17 protein-coding genes are annotated in these 19,834 nt (G+C 42.3%); 6 read left to right on the plus strand and 11 right to left on the minus strand.

The genetic code is table 11. The features are described 5' to 3' along the window. Positions 1 to 8: 8 nt before the first annotated feature. The 3 genes from cpaB to DPF90_RS01950 are packed head-to-tail and all read right to left on the minus strand — an operon-like array spanning position 9 to position 3,686. Positions 9 to 848 (minus strand): Flp pilus assembly protein CpaB, encoded by an 840-nt coding sequence (cpaB, locus tag DPF90_RS01940; protein WP_114784099.1) that lies wholly within the window; start codon positions 846 to 848, stop codon positions 9 to 11. Between the two features lie 21 nt (positions 849 to 869). Continuing rightward, the gene (locus tag DPF90_RS01945; RefSeq protein WP_114784101.1) at positions 870 to 1,052 is read right to left on the minus strand and encodes a Flp family type IVb pilin; all 183 of its coding nucleotides are present in this window, start codon (positions 1,050 to 1,052) and stop codon (positions 870 to 872) included. 39 nt (positions 1,053 to 1,091) lie between these two features. Next, on the minus strand, positions 1,092 to 3,686 hold the full coding sequence (locus DPF90_RS01950) for an Lcl domain-containing protein (RefSeq protein ID WP_114784103.1): 2,595 nt from the start codon (positions 3,684 to 3,686) through the stop codon (positions 1,092 to 1,094). 162 nt (positions 3,687 to 3,848) lie between these two features. Between DPF90_RS01950 and DPF90_RS01955 the strand changes: the two genes are divergently transcribed. Beyond that, positions 3,849 to 5,957, plus strand: a complete 2,109-nt coding sequence (locus DPF90_RS01955; RefSeq protein ID WP_114784106.1) for a hypothetical protein — start codon at positions 3,849 to 3,851, stop codon at positions 5,955 to 5,957. 178 nt (positions 5,958 to 6,135) lie between these two features. Beyond that, complete coding sequence (nfsA, locus tag DPF90_RS01960; RefSeq protein ID WP_114784108.1) at positions 6,136 to 6,858, plus strand: oxygen-insensitive NADPH nitroreductase; 723 nt, start codon at positions 6,136 to 6,138, stop codon at positions 6,856 to 6,858. A gap of 126 nt (positions 6,859 to 6,984) precedes the next feature. Here the strand turns inward: nfsA and DPF90_RS20230 are convergent, their stop codons facing one another. After that, positions 6,985 to 7,137, minus strand: coding sequence for a hypothetical protein (locus DPF90_RS20230; protein WP_162813973.1), 153 nt, complete (start codon positions 7,135 to 7,137; stop codon positions 6,985 to 6,987). Positions 7,138 to 7,289: 152 nt separating this feature from the next. Here DPF90_RS20230 and DPF90_RS01965 point away from each other — a divergent pair, with 152 nt between their 5' ends. Then, a complete protein-coding gene (locus DPF90_RS01965; RefSeq protein ID WP_114784110.1) occupies positions 7,290 to 9,041 on the plus strand; it encodes an SgrR family transcriptional regulator in 1,752 nt (583 codons plus the stop codon). Positions 9,042 to 9,218: 177 nt separating this feature from the next. Then, the gene (locus DPF90_RS01970; protein ID WP_114784112.1) at positions 9,219 to 10,166 is read left to right on the plus strand and encodes a hypothetical protein; all 948 of its coding nucleotides are present in this window, start codon (positions 9,219 to 9,221) and stop codon (positions 10,164 to 10,166) included. Positions 10,167 to 10,178: 12 nt separating this feature from the next. On the opposite strand, the gene DPF90_RS01975 is transcribed toward DPF90_RS01970, so the two are convergent. The 7 genes from DPF90_RS01975 to DPF90_RS02005 all read right to left on the minus strand — a co-directional run bounded on the left by DPF90_RS01975 (position 10,179) and on the right by DPF90_RS02005 (position 17,457). Next, on the minus strand, positions 10,179 to 10,556 hold the full coding sequence (locus DPF90_RS01975) for a VOC family protein (protein WP_114784114.1): 378 nt from the start codon (positions 10,554 to 10,556) through the stop codon (positions 10,179 to 10,181). 171 nt (positions 10,557 to 10,727) lie between these two features. Continuing rightward, positions 10,728 to 11,729: an HD domain-containing phosphohydrolase gene (locus tag DPF90_RS01980; protein WP_114784117.1), complete on the minus strand. Its 1,002-nt coding sequence runs from the start codon at positions 11,727 to 11,729 to the stop codon at positions 10,728 to 10,730. A gap of 21 nt (positions 11,730 to 11,750) precedes the next feature. Beyond that, positions 11,751 to 14,471 carry a response regulator gene (locus DPF90_RS01985; RefSeq protein ID WP_114784119.1) on the minus strand — a complete coding sequence of 907 codons (2,721 nt, stop codon included), beginning with the start codon at positions 14,469 to 14,471 and terminating at the stop codon, positions 11,751 to 11,753. Positions 14,472 to 14,488: 17 nt separating this feature from the next. Further along, complete coding sequence (locus tag DPF90_RS01990; protein ID WP_162813974.1) at positions 14,489 to 15,067, minus strand: SpoIIE family protein phosphatase; 579 nt, start codon at positions 15,065 to 15,067, stop codon at positions 14,489 to 14,491. Then, positions 15,067 to 15,498 (minus strand): anti-sigma regulatory factor, encoded by a 432-nt coding sequence (locus tag DPF90_RS01995; protein ID WP_205395144.1) that lies wholly within the window; start codon positions 15,496 to 15,498, stop codon positions 15,067 to 15,069. The genes DPF90_RS01990 and DPF90_RS01995 overlap by 1 nt, the downstream gene beginning before the upstream one ends. Before the next feature lie 20 nt (positions 15,499 to 15,518). Further along, entirely contained in the window at positions 15,519 to 15,893 is a 375-nt protein-coding gene (locus tag DPF90_RS02000; protein ID WP_162813975.1) for an STAS domain-containing protein, read from the minus strand. Then, the gene (locus DPF90_RS02005) at positions 15,886 to 17,457 is read right to left on the minus strand and encodes a PAS domain-containing protein (protein ID WP_114784125.1); all 1,572 of its coding nucleotides are present in this window, start codon (positions 17,455 to 17,457) and stop codon (positions 15,886 to 15,888) included. Before DPF90_RS02005 ends, DPF90_RS02000 begins: the two co-directional genes overlap by 8 nt. 275 nt (positions 17,458 to 17,732) lie before the next feature. On the opposite strand from DPF90_RS02005, the gene DPF90_RS02010 reads away from it, so the two are divergent. Together DPF90_RS02010 and DPF90_RS02015 are read left to right on the plus strand one after the other, a co-directional pair. Then, positions 17,733 to 19,124: an HlyD family type I secretion periplasmic adaptor subunit gene (locus tag DPF90_RS02010; protein WP_114784127.1), complete on the plus strand. Its 1,392-nt coding sequence runs from the start codon at positions 17,733 to 17,735 to the stop codon at positions 19,122 to 19,124. A 45-nt stretch (positions 19,125 to 19,169) separates the two neighbouring features. Then, a complete protein-coding gene (locus DPF90_RS02015) occupies positions 19,170 to 19,832 on the plus strand; it encodes a transglutaminase-like cysteine peptidase (RefSeq protein WP_114784129.1) in 663 nt (220 codons plus the stop codon). Positions 19,833 to 19,834 lie beyond the last annotated feature (2 nt).

Consider the following 19,834-nt stretch of genomic DNA (forward strand, 5'->3'; position numbering starts at 1 on the left):
TGAAATTGTTAGTTATTTTTGTTATTTGGACGAAGCTCAATCAAATCCACATCTGGCGCGATTATTTTGCTTTGTGGGTTAAGCTGCGTCGAAGTAATCATGGAATTAACGGGTTCCGTCAAGTTCGGTTCTCCAGCACCGCGCAAAGACAAAGTAAGCCGACCGAGTTGATTGGCTAAAACAATTTGTGTTGCTTGCTCTGGCGTGACTTCGAGCGAGACTGAACTGTTGTCGGGTATTTTGGCGCCGTAGTCTCGGCGCTGCTCTTGAAACCCTTCTGATGATGACAAGTTGTTGAAAGCAAGGATACGCACATTATGCGCAATAGTGCTGACATATAAGCCTTCAACTCGATTGTCATACTTTTTCAGTTCGCTAAGCTTTGATGCCAAAAGTAACACGTCAACTTTATCGCCCGGTTGAACAAAGCCTGAGTTAGCCGTGACTTGGTCAACAGGCACAGATATAGCTCGATAACCTGACCTTACTTTTAGTGCCAGTGATACACCGCCTCTAGGTGGCGTTAAATCCGCAGAACTTATCACCTGACCTTTCTCAATCGCAATATGCGCAATCCCAGCAGAAAGGTGAGCAGACTCAAGCTCATCTTCTGTAATGTAATCTAAATAATCATCTAACTCATTTTGGGGCACTGCCTGCCAACGAAACATAGTAGCACTATACACATCGCCTGCTTCAATATTTTGATTTGAAACCAGAACTCGCTTAAACACCGCTGCAGCTTGGCTAGCCTCAAGTGACTGTGGCTTGGGTGAGTTTAAAAGCAGCAATCCTATCCCTATACCTGACAATAAGATAGACACCAACATCAATCTCTTCGCTGTCATGACTTGTCCTTGTTTGTCTTTTTAATTGCCTGAGTCTTGAGTCTGTTCGAGTGACTCAATCACAGTGTCATAGGCGCCAACAATTGCTCTTGTCAGCTTGCCATCGCTGCCACCCACAAATGAGAGTAGAACCACAGACATGGCCGCGGCTAAAATAGCGTATTCAATCGCTGCTGCCCCACGTTGCTTTGTATTACGTAACATTGATAAACTCCTGAAAATGCTGTTCAGTCTCATTTAGACTTAAGGTGTTGCGATAAAACGGTATAGGTATTTATTACTATCAAGACCAAATTGGCGATCTTTCAAATTCATATGGCTAAAGCTATTATCCGACGTAGACGTAATAGAGATAAAATATGTCTCTAACATCCTAGGAGGATCCACGACTTCGCTGTAAACAAATACATCTCTATCTATCGGTAATAGGCTAGTTAGCTCACTAATACCCTGTAAACGCCAATTCGAAGCTCCACACACTTGGTTTGAATTCTGGCTGTTTAAACGATCCATAAGCTCGCTTTGAGAAACTAATCTCTTACTATTGTCGTTATCATCAAACAACTGCCAAACATGGCCAGTAATTAGATTTTTTGCGCAACTTGCCTCTACGCGGCTTTCTACCGACCCACCACTTACATCTAAATATTGCCATTGATTAAGTAAATTGTTTTCACTCACAAGACGCACTAGAGCCGTCATACTATTAGCCAGTAGGGACTTGGACACCTCTTTGTCACTGTCATTGTATTCGTTATTGTCATTGTCATTTATTGACGCATAGGAGTAAGCCGTTTGTTTACCCTCTTTATCTGGCTTGGAAGACCAATAATAAACTGGCTGATTGTACGGATGATTGACAAATACATTGGTGTCGATGCTAAGGCCTTTATCACCTAAATACCCGGAGGATTTAACATACACAGAGGCCAAGCTTTGTAGCTGGAGAATATTGGGCACTTTCCAATCACTGACCCCGCAAAGTGCTTCTTGATTGACTTTTGAAATATACCCTTTGGGGCCTAACACATTTTTACTTTCATCATTGCTGCCTTGATAAGCCAAATACTCCAAAGCGTTTGCTTCTAATCTAGGCTGTAGCATCCAAATTCTTCTTCTATCCCCCGAACCAAGCTCTAACACGCAGCGCCAACCTTGCTCGTAAGTAGTATTTTTGGCTAAATACAGCCCTGCTTTATCCAACTTGGCATACTGTTTACCAGCTGCATCAACAATCATGGCTTCAGATTGAGAGACAACTTCCCCTGAGTTTTGTGCCTTTTCCCGTGCCTCTGTAATAAGCGGCTCTATCTTTTCCTTATCGTAGTGACTTAACAAATCGTATTTATTTATCAGCGCCAAGGCACCATTACTTTTTAGGTTTGGTAGACTCTCAAGCCAGGCCGTTAACTCAGCCCTTAATTGCTGAGAAGTAAAAAAGGCCTTGTGGAGACGATTAGCGCCAATATGCTGGTTTTTACCGTCCTGTGTCGCATCCAGTGCAGCTATGCTACTGGCAATAATAGCGTTTTGCTGCTGGAGCTTAGCCAGACTATCAACCACTTGCAGCTCTTTGAGTAAAGCTGCTGCGACTAAAAAGTTATACTCATATTCACGCAAGTCACTAATATAGTTGTTCACCTTTAACACAAACTCTTGGCTTTTGCTGTCGCTACGATTTTTGGCCAGAATCGCTTGCTGAACAAAAAAAGTCATCGCGGGCTGGTGCCCAGAATAGATATCTTGCCATGATGCCAAGGCGCTGCTTAATAGAGTTTGATACTGAGCTCTGTCAGCACTGACTCTGGTGTAATCAACCACGGTATAATCTAACAAGCTAAGTAGATTCACCACCGCATCACGAGCTTGTTGTAAACGAGCAGCTTGTTCACTTAATCGAACTTTCTGAGTAAGCTGGGCGCCATCAATCTCATCGACTAACTGAGCACCAGCAGGCAAAGACCATACAGCAAACCATTGGTGAGAGAGATATCGATCAATCTCGCCTTCACCGGACTCTTTAATAGAAACGAGTGTTCCATTTCTAGTCGCCGCTAGATGACCTGAAAGGCTATTGATTACAACACTTCTGACTTTTTCATCAACTGTACGACTTCGTAACCTTTTCGCTGCGTCAGCCTCGATAAGTCCCCACCCTTTAATGCCACAAACATCCAATTTGGACGCTTGGTCATTTGTCTTCTCAAATGTAGTACTTTTCAAGCGTTCACTCGTAATCCAAAAAATAGGCTCACCGGAGCCATCTGGATTATATTCTGCAACGCAGTTCGCTCGCGTGTAGTCCCAGCCAATATCACCAAAGGTCATCACTTGGTTTATATTATCCATAGGAACAAATTGCAGTGCTACAAACTCACCTCGACTGGTGCTGGTGGCAAAAAGAGTCTCGCTAGGCGGAGTTGGCATACCTTCAAGAGCATTTTGCTTTACGCGTATACCAACCTTATTTTTTGCATATGCTTGCGGGCCAATAAACTGAGGTTTGGAAACCACCGTCTGCCAAGTACTTCCGCCATCAGTGGTATATTCATAGTGCTCAGGTTGATCGAATGTGACTGGCGAATTCCAAATGCTCACACTGAGGTCGTCCCAAGAAATCATATTCCCGTAGATAGGGTTATCATCTGACGTCGATAGAATGTCCATTTTCTCTGGTGCTGGGAATTTGGGGTTATTGCTAGAAGAGACATTATCTGTCGTCGTGTTAGCGGCAAGGTTAGTAGCGTCGAGCTTAGAATCCGACTCATTGCCTCCTCCACACCCGGCAATAAAAGCCGCACAGGCCATAATACCGAAGGTTTGAGCGACTATTTTCACGACCAATTACTCCTAAAACTTTGTGTTCCCTACAAAATCAGGCCGAGATAGTAATGCAAATGATAGTTACTATCAATATCATTTGATCTTTTATTTGCATAAGTGATTAAATAAGCGCACACGATAACACTTTAAACCAAATTTGGTAAACAATTGATCAAAATGAACAAACTACCATCACCTTGCGTGGTTGCAATCGCTGTTTCAGCAGCAATCTCGCTTTATGGATGTGGCGGCAGTGATAACTCAGACAGTACTTCGCCAACAGCGAGCTATGCTCACTACAATCAAAAAACATGCGCTGATACAAACTTTGATGGCCAATGCAGTCAATATGAACAAAAAGTATTACTAAGCAGTGGTTACCCTAAGATGCTCAATGTTGGTGGCACTATTCTGACCGCTCCCGGCGAACTTGATATTATTTCTCCCTTTACAACCTTAATACACAGCGAAATGCTTTATAATCCCATGGTTCAAGGTCAAGTCGTCAATGCCAAAGCTTACTTACAGGCCAAATTAGGCAATTATGTTGGTGTTAACTTCGACACACTCGATATCAATTACGGGCCTAAAAATGAGAGCCAAGTCTTAACTCAATCGCTTATTCAAGCGCAACAAAGCGGTCCAAGTGGCGCTTCTCCTTTGGTCAAAATCGCTCATGCTCTTGATGTGATGATAAAGCATAAAACGCTTGATCTTAACTCAATAAACTTAGATAAAGAGAGTTCACAACAGCTGAACCTTGATGGAGCGGTTCTTATACATGGTTCTCAGGAGGAAAAGGGACTCAAGTCACTTAAATCGATTGCACTAAACCCAGCCAACAATAAACTCCTCTATCTCGACGACTTAGATACGGTTAAAGAACTGAGTACTTCAGTCAAAAGAGCAGCTGGCTTAGCGACTTACCAGCAAGCGCCCTCAGAGGGAGCAATAGACCCAAGTCCAATAACAAGAGCAAGTCTAAGAAGTGATGACCATCACGAATCAGACCATGATAAGGAACACGACGATTTTGGTGGTAACGCAAGTAAACTGCCATATTTTGAAAAGGATGCTTCTCGAGAGCTAAAGCAAGTATTACCTGCATTAAATGGCGTACAATCCTATAAGCTTTATAACCCTCAAAACCACGCTATCCAGGCCGATGCATGTGAAGCAAGCGGAGGCAATGGTATTTTACTGACCAGTCTGCAAGATAACACTGGCCACGACAGCTCTTCAGAGGCTCCTGACGTAATCACAATTCAACCAGCTATGGCTATTGATACTATCGGCGGGGCATCTGGCAGCGAGTTACCAACCTTGCCACCAGCGCCAGTGGTGATTGAGCCCTCTTCTGCAGCCTGTTACAATGATAACTTTGAATGGATGAAGCCCCTATACAGTCAGAGTAATATTCTAGCCCGTTGGGATAATGGCTTAGATACAACAAAGGACCAACTCTGGCTGTTAGATGAAATAAACCTAAATAAACTATCGCTACTGGATCAAGTCTCTGAAAAAAATATCCTTGTATCTAAAGATGAGCAAGACATCCTGCTCATTGCGGATAGTGACAGCCAAACAATTGGCAAACTAGAAGCTAAGTTGATCTCAATGACCAATCGAAGTTTTGGTTCTCCATCAATGATCAAACTTCAAAAAGACGACAATTACCCCATTATTACTACCGCCAGTTTCGCTGCCAACCAACAGATTGTATTTGCCTTACAAGACGAAAATAAAACAAAGCACAAAATCACATGGGTAAATAAAAGCGCACCGAGTAAACCCTTATATAGTATCCAAGGCCAAGGCGTTATAAAGTATTTAGAATCATCGCCCGATGGTAAGTTTACCGTTGCAGTTACGAAAAAAAATATCTACTTACTTGATAATCAAACGCAGCAGATTTCCAAAACAATCAACTTTGATGCAACCAGCATGACAAACTTATTTGTCCAGAATGATAAAGCGATTGCAATAGGAGAAGGCAAAATTGATTATTTCCAGTTTGCTAATATTTCTGGCCCTCCGCTGATCGTTGCCACTCATTTTATTACCAAACAATTAGTCAATGAATGGGGAAAAGCACAGCTAGGCCCAATTACTTTGTATGATATGTTAAACCAAACCCCTCAATACACTAACTTGGAAGCTCATAACACACTGACTCCATTTGAAAACATTAACTTAGAATGGAATGTATTAGGTGGCCAGGTAAGAAGCGTGAACATTAGTGGCACCTACAGGGGAGAACCTATTACTATCACCAAGCCTCTATAAAAGATAAGTGTGTTGGTCCTCTCGCTACTTAAAGACCAACACCCTTTTATTCTCTAGTTCCAATAAACCAATTAGTTCGCCTTTATAAGAACCAGCCCAAATTCCACAATATGACGACTAGACATAAGAGCCCACTGTCGATATGTTTCTCAATCATTAGGTTATAAAGGATGTTCTGATGACCCCGACTATAGAAACAATTTTATCTCATCGCTCCATTCGTAAGTTTACCGAGCAAGCGATTGACCCTGAGCAGCTAGATACCATTATTCAATCAGGACTTGCTGCGTCTTCTTCAAGCATGCTTCAAGTGGTCTCTATTATTCGCGTCACTGATTTAGACAAACGTAAAACCTTAGCAAAGCTCGCTGGCAATCAACCTTATGTAGAAAGCGCAGCGGAGTTTTTGGTATTTTGCATCGATTATCACAGGCATTTTACTATCAATCCTAACGTCAATACTGAGTATACAGAACTCACTATCATTGGAGCGGTAGACTGTGGAATCATGGCTCAAAACTGCCTTTTGTCTGCTGAATCACTGGGGTTAGGAGGCGTTTATATTGGGGGACTCAGAAATTCGGCATCTGAGGTCGATGAACTTCTCGAATTGCCGCAGCATTGCGCGGTTTTGTTCGGATTGTGCCTTGGTCATCCTGATCAAGATCCGCAGATCAAACCCCGACTACCAGCGAAAGTGATCATGCATGAAAACAGCTATCAAGCTTTAGATTTATCCAACATAGAGAGTTACGATAAAAAGATGCAAGACTACTACGCAAGTCGCAGCTCCAATCAAAAGCAAAGTATTTGGTCTCAAGAAGTGACTAACAAGCTTGCTGGCGAGTCCCGCCCACACATCAAAGGCTACCTAAATCATAAAGGGTTAACAAAACGCTGAGTTCATGATGAGAAAAAGCAGCACTAACCGCATGTTCTTAGGGGTGTTAGGAGCATGTTTAAATGCTAGTGCTGCATAAGTTATTTATTTTGTGGTTTCAGTTTATCTTAAAGCCGTCCAACCAAATCAGAATGACCATTGGCATAGGTTAATCAAGTTCAAAATAGCACGACGCTCCCATTTAGACTGGGCAAGCTCTAGCCTGGCACTATAATAGGTCGCCATCTGGTTATGCTTATTCGTATTCATCATTTTGTCCTCTCTTATTACCTCAGCCATTATCGCGCCATATAGGGAAACTTAAAACTGAGACATTATAAAAATATCTTTCCTAATTTTGATAAAAATAACCATAATCCCACTGAAACCGACTACCTTCTGATAAAATAGGGAAAATAACACTTCAATAAAATGCTTATTTTGGAGCCGAAATGTCAGATCTCAATTTGCTGCGCTATTACGCACGCCTTGAACCACTTGGTGTTGGGGAGGACATTAAAACAGCTCTACCGGATATCGCTGAACGGCTATTTACTAGCCATCGCCATGCAAGAAACTTACTCAATCAAATGCAACAACTAGAGTGGCTATCATGGGCCCCCAAAGTGGGAAGGCATCAAAGGTCAACTCTTGTGCTCAACTTAACACTGACAGACCTCAAATCTCAGTTGGCAAGCAAACGCATACGACAAGGTCAATACGAACAGGCCTTAAGCATTCTCGATGATGATCAAAAAGCATTTGGGCGTTTGCTACAAAGTACGTCAGGAGCCACAATACGTGAGGGACTACTGCATATACAGCTGACTTATAAACGCTCTTTTGAACGCATAGTGCCACACCAATTACAGCGCTCGAGCGAACGCTATCTACTCAGGCAAATATACTGCTGCCTAGTGAGTAGCGACCTAGAAGGCCACTTGGAGCCTCAACTAGCTCACCACTGGCAATGCGAAAAAAACGGTCATCAATGGACTTTCTACCTTAGGCCTGCATTGACGTTCCATAATGGCGCCGCTATTGATGCCGATAGTATTGTGAGTCTTTTTGCTAAACTATCGACATTGCCGAACTACCAAGAGGAGCTGGCTCATTTAGAAAGCGTCACTTCACCACAGCCTAATAAGGTTGTATTCGAATTTTCAAAACCCGATCTTGGGTTTGGCGGTTTGGTTTCAGGTGTGAAGTACGCCATCCAACCTACCAGCCAAGTCAATAATGCAAACCATTATGGTGTTATCGGCTCTGGACCATTTGAAGTACGAGAACACAGAGAAGATCGCCTTTGTCTACAAGCATTCGAGCGCTATTATGGCTGCCGTGCTTTAACTGACCAAGTCACTATCTGGAAATTGGACGAAAAAGAACTGACGAATAGACAAATTCAAACCAACCAACCTGGAGTCCAAGATAATAACGAGTGTGAATACCACCTTTCTCATACAGATGACGCTCAACTTCACAACAATAGCCACAAATCACGACTCGAAGATGGGTGCATGCTGGTTTTATTCAATCAATCGTCTCCTTCCGCGCTTGATGACAACCAAAAACGCTATTTATCATGCATACTCAATCCACAGCATGTTTATGACCAGCTCAAACATAACCAGACACTATTTGGTTGCAGCAAAGCATACAACATGCTTCCTGCATGGCCACCAGTGCTAAGGCCACAAGAGCCAGAGGCTGACCTTCCCCCACATATCGACATTGCTGTCTATGACTACAGAGCGCTGATAGATTGTGCTCTCGCCATTAAAAGCCTATTAAATAAACTGAGTATTGAAGCTAGAGTTAGTACCTACTCGTATCGTAAGCTTTATGAAATGTCGCAAAACAACCAATTAACCGAAACGCTAGTCGTGACCAATATTAACTTGGATGATAATCGACATTCTTCAACCTTTTACAACTTGTACACTAATCCGGTACTTCATACTTGTATTGGTCACAAGGCCAAACAGTGGCTCATACACTCGCTAGAACAAATTCGTGAAACGACACCTCTCGATCGGTATCTCGATGCAATAGAGCCCATTGCTTCAACCTTTATTCATCAGTACTGGGTAACACCTTTATTTCACCATCGACAGACACTGCGCTTTCATGGTGTACTTAAAAATGTTGAGCTAACCAACTGGGGTTGGCCCGATATCAAAAATGTCTGGTCAACAGACTAAGCCGTTGGAGAACAGAAACAAATATTGTTATAGAGCTCATCACTTAAACGCCGATTCGGGTCATTTATCACGTAACGAAGACCAACTCTTTATCCTAAATTTGAAATTTGAGTCCTGTCACAAGGCATCCCTTGAATTTCATACTTGATTACCTATCATTTCACACAAAGACACTGTATGGATAAACAGTTGAAAGAGAGAAAGCTTCAGTTTCACTATTATTTTAATAATGAATCTCATTCTATGGATGCCATAGTTCGCAACCAATGTGAGACAGAGATCATTTCAATACTGTATGAAATAGCCAATATTCTTGATGTGTCAGTTACAATAGAGAGTGAAGCTCGCCAAGAAGGTGGACTTCGTGATATTTGGAGGTTAGCCAATTCAAATGCCGGCATTCTATCTGTCATCGTTGGTGTTGCTTCGATCGCGATACCTTTGCTTCCCAAATCAGATTCAGAGTTAGAACGGCTCCAAAAAGAAGAATTACGCCTAAGTATTGAAGAGAAGAGGCTTAGAATACAAGCATTAAAACAGCAGGGGAACAAGGATAAAATCGAACCTGAAACCATCAGACAAGTGGCAGAAGTCGTCAACGAAAGTCATAAAGTGATCACACGCCGCTCAAACCTATTTAAACATCTTTGTGCCTATTCAAAAGTCACCCAGGTTGGAGTAAACGAACTAGATTGTCATGGTACGCCATTAGTCCCAGAGTCATTGATCAAACGATCCAAATTCAAGAAATTTGTATTGCCCTCCCATCGATTACCAATACAAACCTTTGATGATGCAACCATTGAAATCATTGCACCTGTACTTGGGGAGGGTAAATATAAATGGAAAGGGATATGGCAAGGTCAACATATCAACTTTGCCATGTGTGATAAAGACTTTAAACAAAGCGTTCTAAGTCAGAAAATGAGTTTTCAAAGCGGCTCTACTATACGCTGCATACTAAAGCTGAACTCGAAGTTAGATCAGCTAGGAGAAATTGTTATTACTGGTTACTCAGTCACTAGCGTACTCTCATTCGGAGTCGATGAGACACCGAAAGGCAAAATACACCGCCACCAGAAAAAATTCGAGCAAGCGCAGCTCGAGTTGTTTGAAAGCGCATAGACCAAGTCCAATCTAGGCAGATAAACCCATGGGAATGGTGACACGAATACGATGCTCATCCGGGTCCAACGCAACAAAGCTAACCCCGTACGACAGTTCTTTAGGCTCTTGAGCAAACTCAACCGATTGATTTTTCCAGTTTTGGTATAGAGACTCGAGCTTTGTTTGGTCTTCAACCAATATGGACAACTCGGTTCCACCACCTGTTATACAACTTGTTGGTACTAAATTTGAGTTCTGTTTTAGTAACAATGTTGTATCGTTTGCAAACTTAATTTCCATACAGGTCGGTGACAGGGCTCTCGACTCACAACCAAGCACTTTGGTATAAAAACCTTGGCTAATTTGAATATCCTCTACATAAAGAACATAGGCATCAATAGTTAACATATTATTTCCTCAACAGATAAAGTAAGTGAACAGTGGAATGACTATAATCCACCTCACTGTCAGAACCTGTCAGGAGACTTGAGTAAAGTTGGAGATACAATCGACATTAGAAGTCTGTTGGACATCCATTCAGAAGTAGAAATGGTGCTAGCGCTTGACTGGGCAATAAAGCTACTCAATCGAGTTTTCGTCTTTAAGACTCCATTTGTGACAAATTTCTTTAATCTCACTTTCTAAGCCTAAAAAGGTATCCACTAAATGTGGGTCAAAATGTGAGCCAGCGTTCTTTTGTATTTCGCTTAACGCGTCTTCAATTGACCACGCCTCTTTGTAAGGACGTTCCATAGTCAAAGCATCGAATACATCACAGATAGCGACGATCCTAGCGCCTTGTGGTATTTCCTCCTCAGCTAAGCCTTCTGGGTATCCCGTTCCATCCCTGCGTTCATGATGAGATTTGGCTACCTCAGCACCCAACTGGAATACAGGGTTAGAAGACATAGATAATATTTCATGACCAATTTCAGAGTGCTTTTTCATCACTACCCATTCGTCCTCAGACAAAGGTCTGGGCGCTTTAAGTATCGCATCAGGTATGCCAATTTTCCCTGTGTCATGCAAAGGGGCCGCAAGTTCCAATAAGTTATAGTTTTCATAATCCCAACCCACAGCTTTGGCTAATAACTTGCAGTACTCGGCCATACGCCAAATATGGCTGCCTGTGTCAGTATCATTATAATGACCTGCAACACCCAGCATTCGAATCGCTGATAGAGCCAAAGAATCAACTTCAGCTAAACGAGTTAGAGAAAGGTGAGTGGCGACACGACGAAGAACAATAGACGGTGAGAAAGGTTTGGTAATATAATCAACGGCGCCTAGATCAAACCCCTTAGATTGATCATCTGTGTCGTCTTTCGCTGAGATAAAAATAACCGGAATATGGGCCGTTTCTGGCTCACGCTTAAGTCTTCGACAGACTTCAAATCCATCCATCTCTGGCATCATAATATCAAGTAAAATAATATTAGGCTGAGGCAACGTATTTGCGAGCTTTAGCGCTTTCTCACCACTTGTGGCTGCCCTTACGGAGTAATTGCCTTTCTCCAATACACTTTTCAGAATTCGGATATTATCTGGAACATCATCAACCACTAAGATTGTTTTATCCATTCTAGCCTCTAACCTCAACTCTTATATGTTAGACAGTATTTTATCTAGACATTCTAGCGCTTCGTCACTGTCGTATATTTCAATCGCTTCATTCAAGCGCTCTAGTCCATCAGCTGCAGCTTTTCCTTGTAACATGGCAACTAAGCTTGCAATGCTTTCCTCTTCAAATTCGCCTAGCTCTAGCTGTTCCCTGATTTCCTCGCTCAGAGCTTTTACTTTTTCAAGGTCAAATTCCTGAGACACAATGGGCGAAGCATCTATTTGAGTGTCAATAAGCGCAATAGATTCGAGGACCTCCTGCAAGGCAGATGAAAGTTCATTCCATTCCTCTGGCAGAATGTCTTTAGCCTGCTGTTTAAACGCTTGCTCAAAGGTAAAAGCAACCTGTGATAAGCGGTGCGCCCCTAGCGATGCTGAGGCCCCTTTCAAGGTATGCGCAGTAATCTCACCCTGTGCATAATCTTTGTCTTGCCACGATGTTTTTAAATCAGAGAAAGTCGTTTGATTATTTTTCGAAAAGCTAGTGAGGAGTTTGGTATACAAAGATCTATCCTCATTGACTCTAGATAAACCTTCTTCAGTATTGATACCGTTTAGTTCTGGTAGTGCTGACTCTTTGTCAACCTCATCACTGTGTTGAGTCGGTGAACATTCAAAATTCTCATCTTTAAAACTGGGATCAATCCACTTGAGCAACTTACTATACAACTCACTGGTATCTATCGGTTTAGCGATATGATCATTCATGCCCGCTTCGGCACACCGTTCTCTGTCTTGCTGCATCGCATTAGCTGTCATTGCAATAATGGGGATATCATGGTGAGTAGGTTGTTCTCTCAGCACGCTTGCAGCTTCTAAACCATCCATCACCGGCATCTGTAAGTCCATGAGAATCAGCGCGTACTCACCATCAAGGGCCTTGTCTACCCCTTCCTTACCATTGTTCGCCACTTCCACATTCAGGCCAACACTTTCCAGTAACTCCACAGCAATAATTTGGTTGACTTCATTGTCTTCAACCAAAAGTACCGGAGCCCCACGCACCGACGCAAAGCTTTCGAATAGGAGTTCGGTTTCATTTTTTTGCCCTGCACTATCAACAACCACTGCTTTACCCATGACTTCCATGACAGTGTCCAACAAAGCCGATGCGCTAACAGGCTTAACCAGAAAACCATCGATCTTAGCCTCTGCAGCTTGAAGAACCACTTCCTCTCTTCCATATGCAGTCATTAAAATGATTTTTGGAGAACAGTCGAGCGTTTTAATGATTTCCGATGCCTTAATGCCGTTCATTTCAGGCATTTGCCAATCCATTAAAACAAGTTCATAGGGTCGATCCTCAGCCATGGCTTTTTTAACTTTATCAATCGCATCAAAGCCATCTATCGCAGTGGATATATCAAGAGCATAGGAGTGAAGAAGTTCCTTGTTAATATCACGAGCACTCTTGTTATCGTCCACAATCAAAGCTTTCATGCCTTTGAGCTTTTTCCAGTTGTAAATACGCTCTTGCTGATTTTCTATCTCATTGTCAAGCACTCCGAATTCAGCAGTAAAAATGAAGCTACTTCCTTGCTGATAAACACTCTCTACCCAGATATCACCATTCATCAAGTGAACCAAGTTTTGACAAATACTAAGCCCTAAGCCCGTTCCGCCATATTTTCGAGTGGTTGAGGTATCTGCCTGACTAAATGCACTGAACAGCTTTTGTATTTGTTCGGGTTTCAAGCCAATGCCCGTATCTTTGACCTCAAACTTTAACTTAACTCTGTCATTTACTTGTTCACAATGAGTGATCTTAACAATAATTTCGCCTTGTTCAGTGAATTTAATTGCGTTGTTGCATAGATTGGTGAGTATCTGGCCAAGGCGTAAAGGATCTCCAACGAGTGAGTTGGGCAGTTCAGGTGGGGTTGAGAAAATCACCTCGATACCTTTTTCCTGTGCTTTTAGCGTGATGATGGTGCACAGGTCATCAAAAACTTTATCAAGCTGGAACGGAATATTTTCCATTTCCATTTTACCAGCCTCAATCTTCGAGATATCGAGAATATCGTTGATGATACCCAGTAGTGCACGACCCGCTGAGTTAATCTTACCAATATAATCATGCTGCTTTGACGTTAATTGTGTTTTGAGAACCAGCTCACTCAAGCCAATAATGGCATTCATCGGGGTACGTATCTCGTGACTCATGTTGGCCAGAAAATCACCCTTTGCCACATCAGCCTCTTTGGTTCTTTCCAACGATATTTGTAGCTCACGCATCAACTCTTGTTGCGACAGCTGATTGAGTTTATGGCGTTGAAACTCGGTATTCTCTTGTGGATTAAAGGAAAGATCAGGAAAGCGCTTAAAGGCCATCACGGTATGAGAATGATTACTCGCAGTCTCGATACTGAAAGAATCAAAGATGTAGTCATAATTCATAGATGAAAGCGCCCCAACAGCGCTGTGAAACTCGAGTTTTATCCCCCAATGTTCAGCAGTCCGTGAAAAAGAAAGTGACGCATTGAAGCTATCGCATGTCGATAGCATTTTGTGACAAACTTCAGAGGCCGCAGTAGCCACACGAACGGCGTTGACCCTCGAAAAATGACAATCAAGAGCAAGCCTTTTCACTTTATTCCTGAAGTCAACAACCGATGGGCTGTCCTCTATGCTATATTCGGCAAGCTTGATATTGTCTTGGTTAGACGCTTGCTCCATTTCTTTTAGAACAGTTTCGAGATTCATAATCCATTTCCGAGCTCTCAATTAACTCGGATTACTAGACACGTGGCATCATCAGACGCTTTCGCGAACTTCCGAGTGATATTCTGGGCAATAGTTTCAGCATTATCAGTATAGATGTTTGGGTAATCTTTTGGATCAAAATTACTCATAATTCCATCAGAATAAAGTATTAATATTTCTCCAGGCACCATCTGCACCCTATTTTTTTTAGGCGTCCGAATCTGATAGCCGAGTACACCTTGTTGACAGATAAATCTTTGTACTTCTTTACCGACCTTACACATGAAAATGTTACCAATACCAACATACTCTAGGCACAGCGACTCCATATCCAGATTGGCAATAATGGCAACGCCGCCATTTGTACTTCGTAAGTTGTTATGTAACTGCTCCATTAATTCTGCAAGATCTGTCTGATAGAACTGTTTTAAAAAGCGCCTAGTCGTACTGGCGATACTGTGCGCGCTTTTACCGTGTCCAGCCCCATCAAATAGACTAATAAAATAATCACTGCCATTTTGCTGATAAAAAGCATCGTCGCCATTCACGTCTTCGAGCGGCTTTTCACCAATCGCGATCTCAATTTTTTCTGTCATTACTTTAGCCATTTCCTTACCGTGACAGCAGTGCCAACACCTAGTTCTGTCTCTATATGAAACGAATCCATCAGTCGTTTAGTGCCAGGTAAACCCACGCCCATGGTCCCGCCTGTACTGTAGTTATCACTCAGAGCTTTTTCGAGGTCTCGTATACCTCCACCGTTGTCTTTAGCGATGATTTCAACCCCTGTTTTTTCTCCTTCTTGGACAGATTTAAGGTACAAAAACCCCCGCCCAGCATGATTAAGGATGTTTCGGCTTAACTCACTGACCGCTATTGAAATCATATATTGGTCCACAGTAGAAAAACCGAGCTGCTGCGCAAAAAGTTTCGCATCTAAACTGGCGTAACCGACATCTGAGTCAGTCACAATGTCTAGTTTGGCATTCTCTGTCACCCAGCCCCCAGGAATAATAGGTTCATGCACTCAGACTCTTACCTTTATGCTCATTGATAAGAGCGCAAATATTCCAGTGCTTCTTCCATATTTCGTTTGGTCGTCAAACCTTCAATGTCCATGTTGGAATCAATCATCGATGCTATGATCCCAGGACTTAGCCCCGTAATTGCAGTTCGAGAGCCCATAACCTTGACCATATTGACTAGCTTAATAAATACATCCCACAGCGAACTATCAACAATATCAACACCGGAAAAGTCAATGACAACACCTTTAACGTGTCGTGCTCCTAGCTTATCCAGCAACACTTCTTGTACTCGCTTTGCATCATCAACCGACAGCTCTTCTTGTATTGGAACAATCAAGCAACGACTCATATCATGAACAACCACTTTAATCATATCTGCTGGAGTATTACTCATGCCATTTGTCCTGATCATCGTTGCTATCGCTTAATGTGTACCCAGCGATTTTAAAGGAATTATTCACGCCTTCTTTGAGCGTGGACTGAGTCACTACATCATTGAGTTCGATACCAAGATTGACGATAGCTTGAGCAACCACTGGAGAGATCCCTGTCACGATACATACACACCCCATCAGCCTTGTAGCCTTGGCAACCTTCAAAAGATGATTAGCAACAGCGCTGTCCACGGTCGGAACTCCCTGAATATCAATAACAATCACACGCGCTTCATAATCGATCACTTTTTGCAGCACAGCTTCCATGATCATCTGGATTCGACTTGAATCAATCAGGCCAATCACAGGTAACATAAGTACTTTGTCCCAAAGCTGCATCACTGGTGTCGACATTTCCATAATCATCGAGGCCTGTTTTGCTCGTTCCTCAGACATTTTCTTACGATCAGTGATATCCGAGGCGACCTTAAGCACTTTGTATGGTTCGCCTTTGAGGTCTAAGACTGGGTTATAAGTGGCTTGGATATAAACTTCTCGACCATTTTTGGCAATGCGCTTAAATTCCCCCGAATTAAACTGCCCTGCACCGAGCTCACGCCAGAACTCTCTGTACTGCTCTGTTTCACTATACTCTTTCTCACAGAACACCCTGTGATGTTTACCTTGAACCTCTGCCAAGCTATAACCCATGAGATCCAAAAAGTTTTTGTTAGCGGTAATAATTGTTCCATCAAGATTAAACTCTATTGTTCCCAATGATTTGTCAATCGCATCGGCTTTGGCCTGAGCTTCATTACTGATCGTTTTGAACTCGGTAATATCTGATGCAACTTTTAGCACCTTGACCAATTTACCTTGTTCATTGAACACAGGATTATAGGTCGCTTGTATGAAAACGGTTTGTCCGTCCTTAGTCACGCGAACAAATTCACCCGAACTGAATTCCCCTTTACCCAAATTATCCCAAAATTGGCTGTATTCCACGCTTTGGCGATATTCATCTTCGCAAAATATTCTATGATGTTTACCTTTAATCTCGTTGAGGGTGTAATGCATCAGGTCAAGAAAATTCTGATTCGCTGTAATAATGGTGCCATCTAGCTCGAATTCTATCGTCGCTAGTGATCGGTCAATCGCTTGTGTATGTGCTTTCGCCTTGATGCTGGCAAGCTTGGTATCGGTAATATCACTTGCAACTTTAATCACCCGTATAGCCTTACCATTACTATCAAATACCGGGTTATACGTTGCCTGAAGGTAGATTTCTTGCCCTCCTTTCGCAACACGTTTATATTCACCAGAATCGTACTCACCCTTGCCTAACTTAGCCCAAAAATCCTTATAAGCTTTGCTTCTAGCGTGTGCAGGCGTGACAAACATGCGATGATGCTTGCCTTTAATTTCATTCAAAGAATACCCAACAACATCGAGAAAATTTTGATTCGCGTTATAAATAGTGCCATCAAGCTCAAACTCTATAACACCCTGGGAGCGGCTAATCGCGTTGTAAACGCTTTCATATAACGCTGCTTCTGTATCAAAACCTTTGTTTGTTTTTTTCATTGCCACTCCTTGGAATTATTGCGTCCAATAAAAACTTCGATTAACCCGAAAAGCTTAGTCACTAAACTATAGATTAATGCGCGGAAAACAGCCTAAATCAAACCACGCCAAAAACACGCTATTGTTCGTATACGTTCACCCTACTCAGCGCACAAATTATCACTTTTCCGCAGTTTAAGTGCTTGATACAGCTATAACTTACTACTGTATCTTAATAAAATTGGCTATTCTTAATACACAACTAAATGACATGTAACATTAACAGGAATCAACTCATGACTCAGGATAACTACAGCAAGCTTTCTGACAGCGAACTTGAGTACGTGGATGATAAAACCGCCGCCTTGTTACTCAACACCCCCAGTAGTGCCCGTATTATGCTGTGGGTGATGTTGCTATTTTTAATTTTAGCGGGAGTTTGGGCGTCTTGGGCACAGATTGATAAGGTAACCGTGGGAGAAGGAAAAGTAGTCCCTTCGTCTCAAGTTCAAATCGTTCAAAACCTTGAAGGTGGACTTGTTAAAGAAATTTTAGTACGTGAGGGACAAACGGTTCAAAAAGGCCAACAACTACTGCTAATAGATGACACACGTTTTCGGTCCGACTTTCGCGAACGTGAGCAGCAAATTGCCAATCTCACCGCAAGTGTATTGCAATTATCTGCCTCACTTACGAGCGTTACCGTCAATGAAAAATTTACCCCGAGCTCTTGGCAAAAAAGCGTAGAAATTAATTTTAATAAATTGGCTTTTCCTCCCTCTCTGGTTGAACGACAACCACGCCTTGTTGCAAGGCAGAGAGCTGAATATCAGCAAGATCTCAACAACCTGAATAACCAAATTTCACTCATTGACCAACAAGTAAAGCAGAAGCAACAAGATCTGGTTGAAATACAAGCTAGGGTAAAAAATTTACGTGAAAGTTATAATTTTGCTCTCAAAGAGCTCGAAATCACCAAACCATTGGCTGATGAGGGTGTGGTGCCACAAATAGAATTACTGAAACTGCAGCGGCAAGTCAATGATACGCGAAGAGAAATGACTTCCAGCGAGCTTAAAGTGCCAGTACTCCAATCTGCTATTCAAGAGTCAATGCTAAACCGAATTGATGCTGCGCAAAAGTTTCGTTCCGAGCAACAAGAAAAGCTCAACCAAACGCAAGACAAACTCTCTGCACTTACAGAATCGAGTGTTGGCCTCCAAGATAGAGTCAATCGAACTGTCGTCATATCTCCTGTTATTGGGACAGTAAAAACTCTCAATGTGAATACGGTTGGTGGGGTTATCCAACCAGGCATGGACATTGTGGAAATTGTGCCCAGTGAAGACACATTATTAGTAGAAGCCAAGATCGCTCCTCAAGATATTGCCTTCTTAAGGCCAAACTTAAGTGCCATTGTTAAATTTAGCGCTTATGATTTTACTAAGTATGGTGGACTAGAGGGCAAACTTGAGCATATTAGTGCTGACACAACCACAGATGAAGAGGGTAACAGCTTTTACCTTGTAAGGGTTAGAACCAAAGAAACAAGCCTAAATAATGATGCTTCATTGCCCATTATACCTGGTATGACAGCATCAGTTGATATAATTACAGGAAAGCGTACAGTAATGGAATATTTGCTAAAGCCGATCTTCGGAGCCAAAAACAACGCACTTAAGGAATAACAATGCCAGCAACTCTACTTACTTATTTGCATAGACAGTGACGAAATGAAACTTCTGCTCTCACTTCTAGTGTTTCTTATGGTCTCAACCGCTTCACAGGCACTCAATACCCAAGAACAACGCTGGGTTGATGCGGTTAGGAAGACATATGGAGAGAGAGCAGGGAAAAGAGTCGAAACTTGGCGTCGTGAAATGGTCCAATTCAAAGGACTTCCGGAGAAAGAAAAGCTGGTCAAAGTAAATCGCTTTTTCAATCAACTCAATTTCGTCAATGATGATAGGCTTTGGGGCAAGAAAGACTATTGGGCAACCCCACTTGAATTTTTGGGCAGTAATGGCGGAGATTGCGAAGATTTTACTATCGCAAAGTATTTTTCACTGCTTGAGCTTGGGGTCCCAGATAAAAAACTCAGGCTGGTCTACGTTAAAGCAATTAAGCTAAACCAATTTCATATGGTACTGGCCTATTATTCGAAACCAAGCGCAGAACCTATTTTGCTCGATAACATTGATCCACAGATTAAAAGAGCATCCAAACGTCGAGATTTATTACCTGTATACAGCTTTAATGGTAAAAATCTGTGGCTAATGAAATCGAAGAAAGGGCAACTGGCCGGGAAATCATCAAGATTAAGCTTATGGAATGATCTCAGGGCCAGAGAGAAATCACTCAAATTGAATAAACCAATTTTGAAATACGATGAGTAGGC

Origin of the sequence: Vibrio tetraodonis, from assembly GCF_003350295.1 — a bacterium.
Classification (GTDB): Bacteria; Pseudomonadota; Gammaproteobacteria; order Enterobacterales; family Vibrionaceae; genus Vibrio; species Vibrio tetraodonis.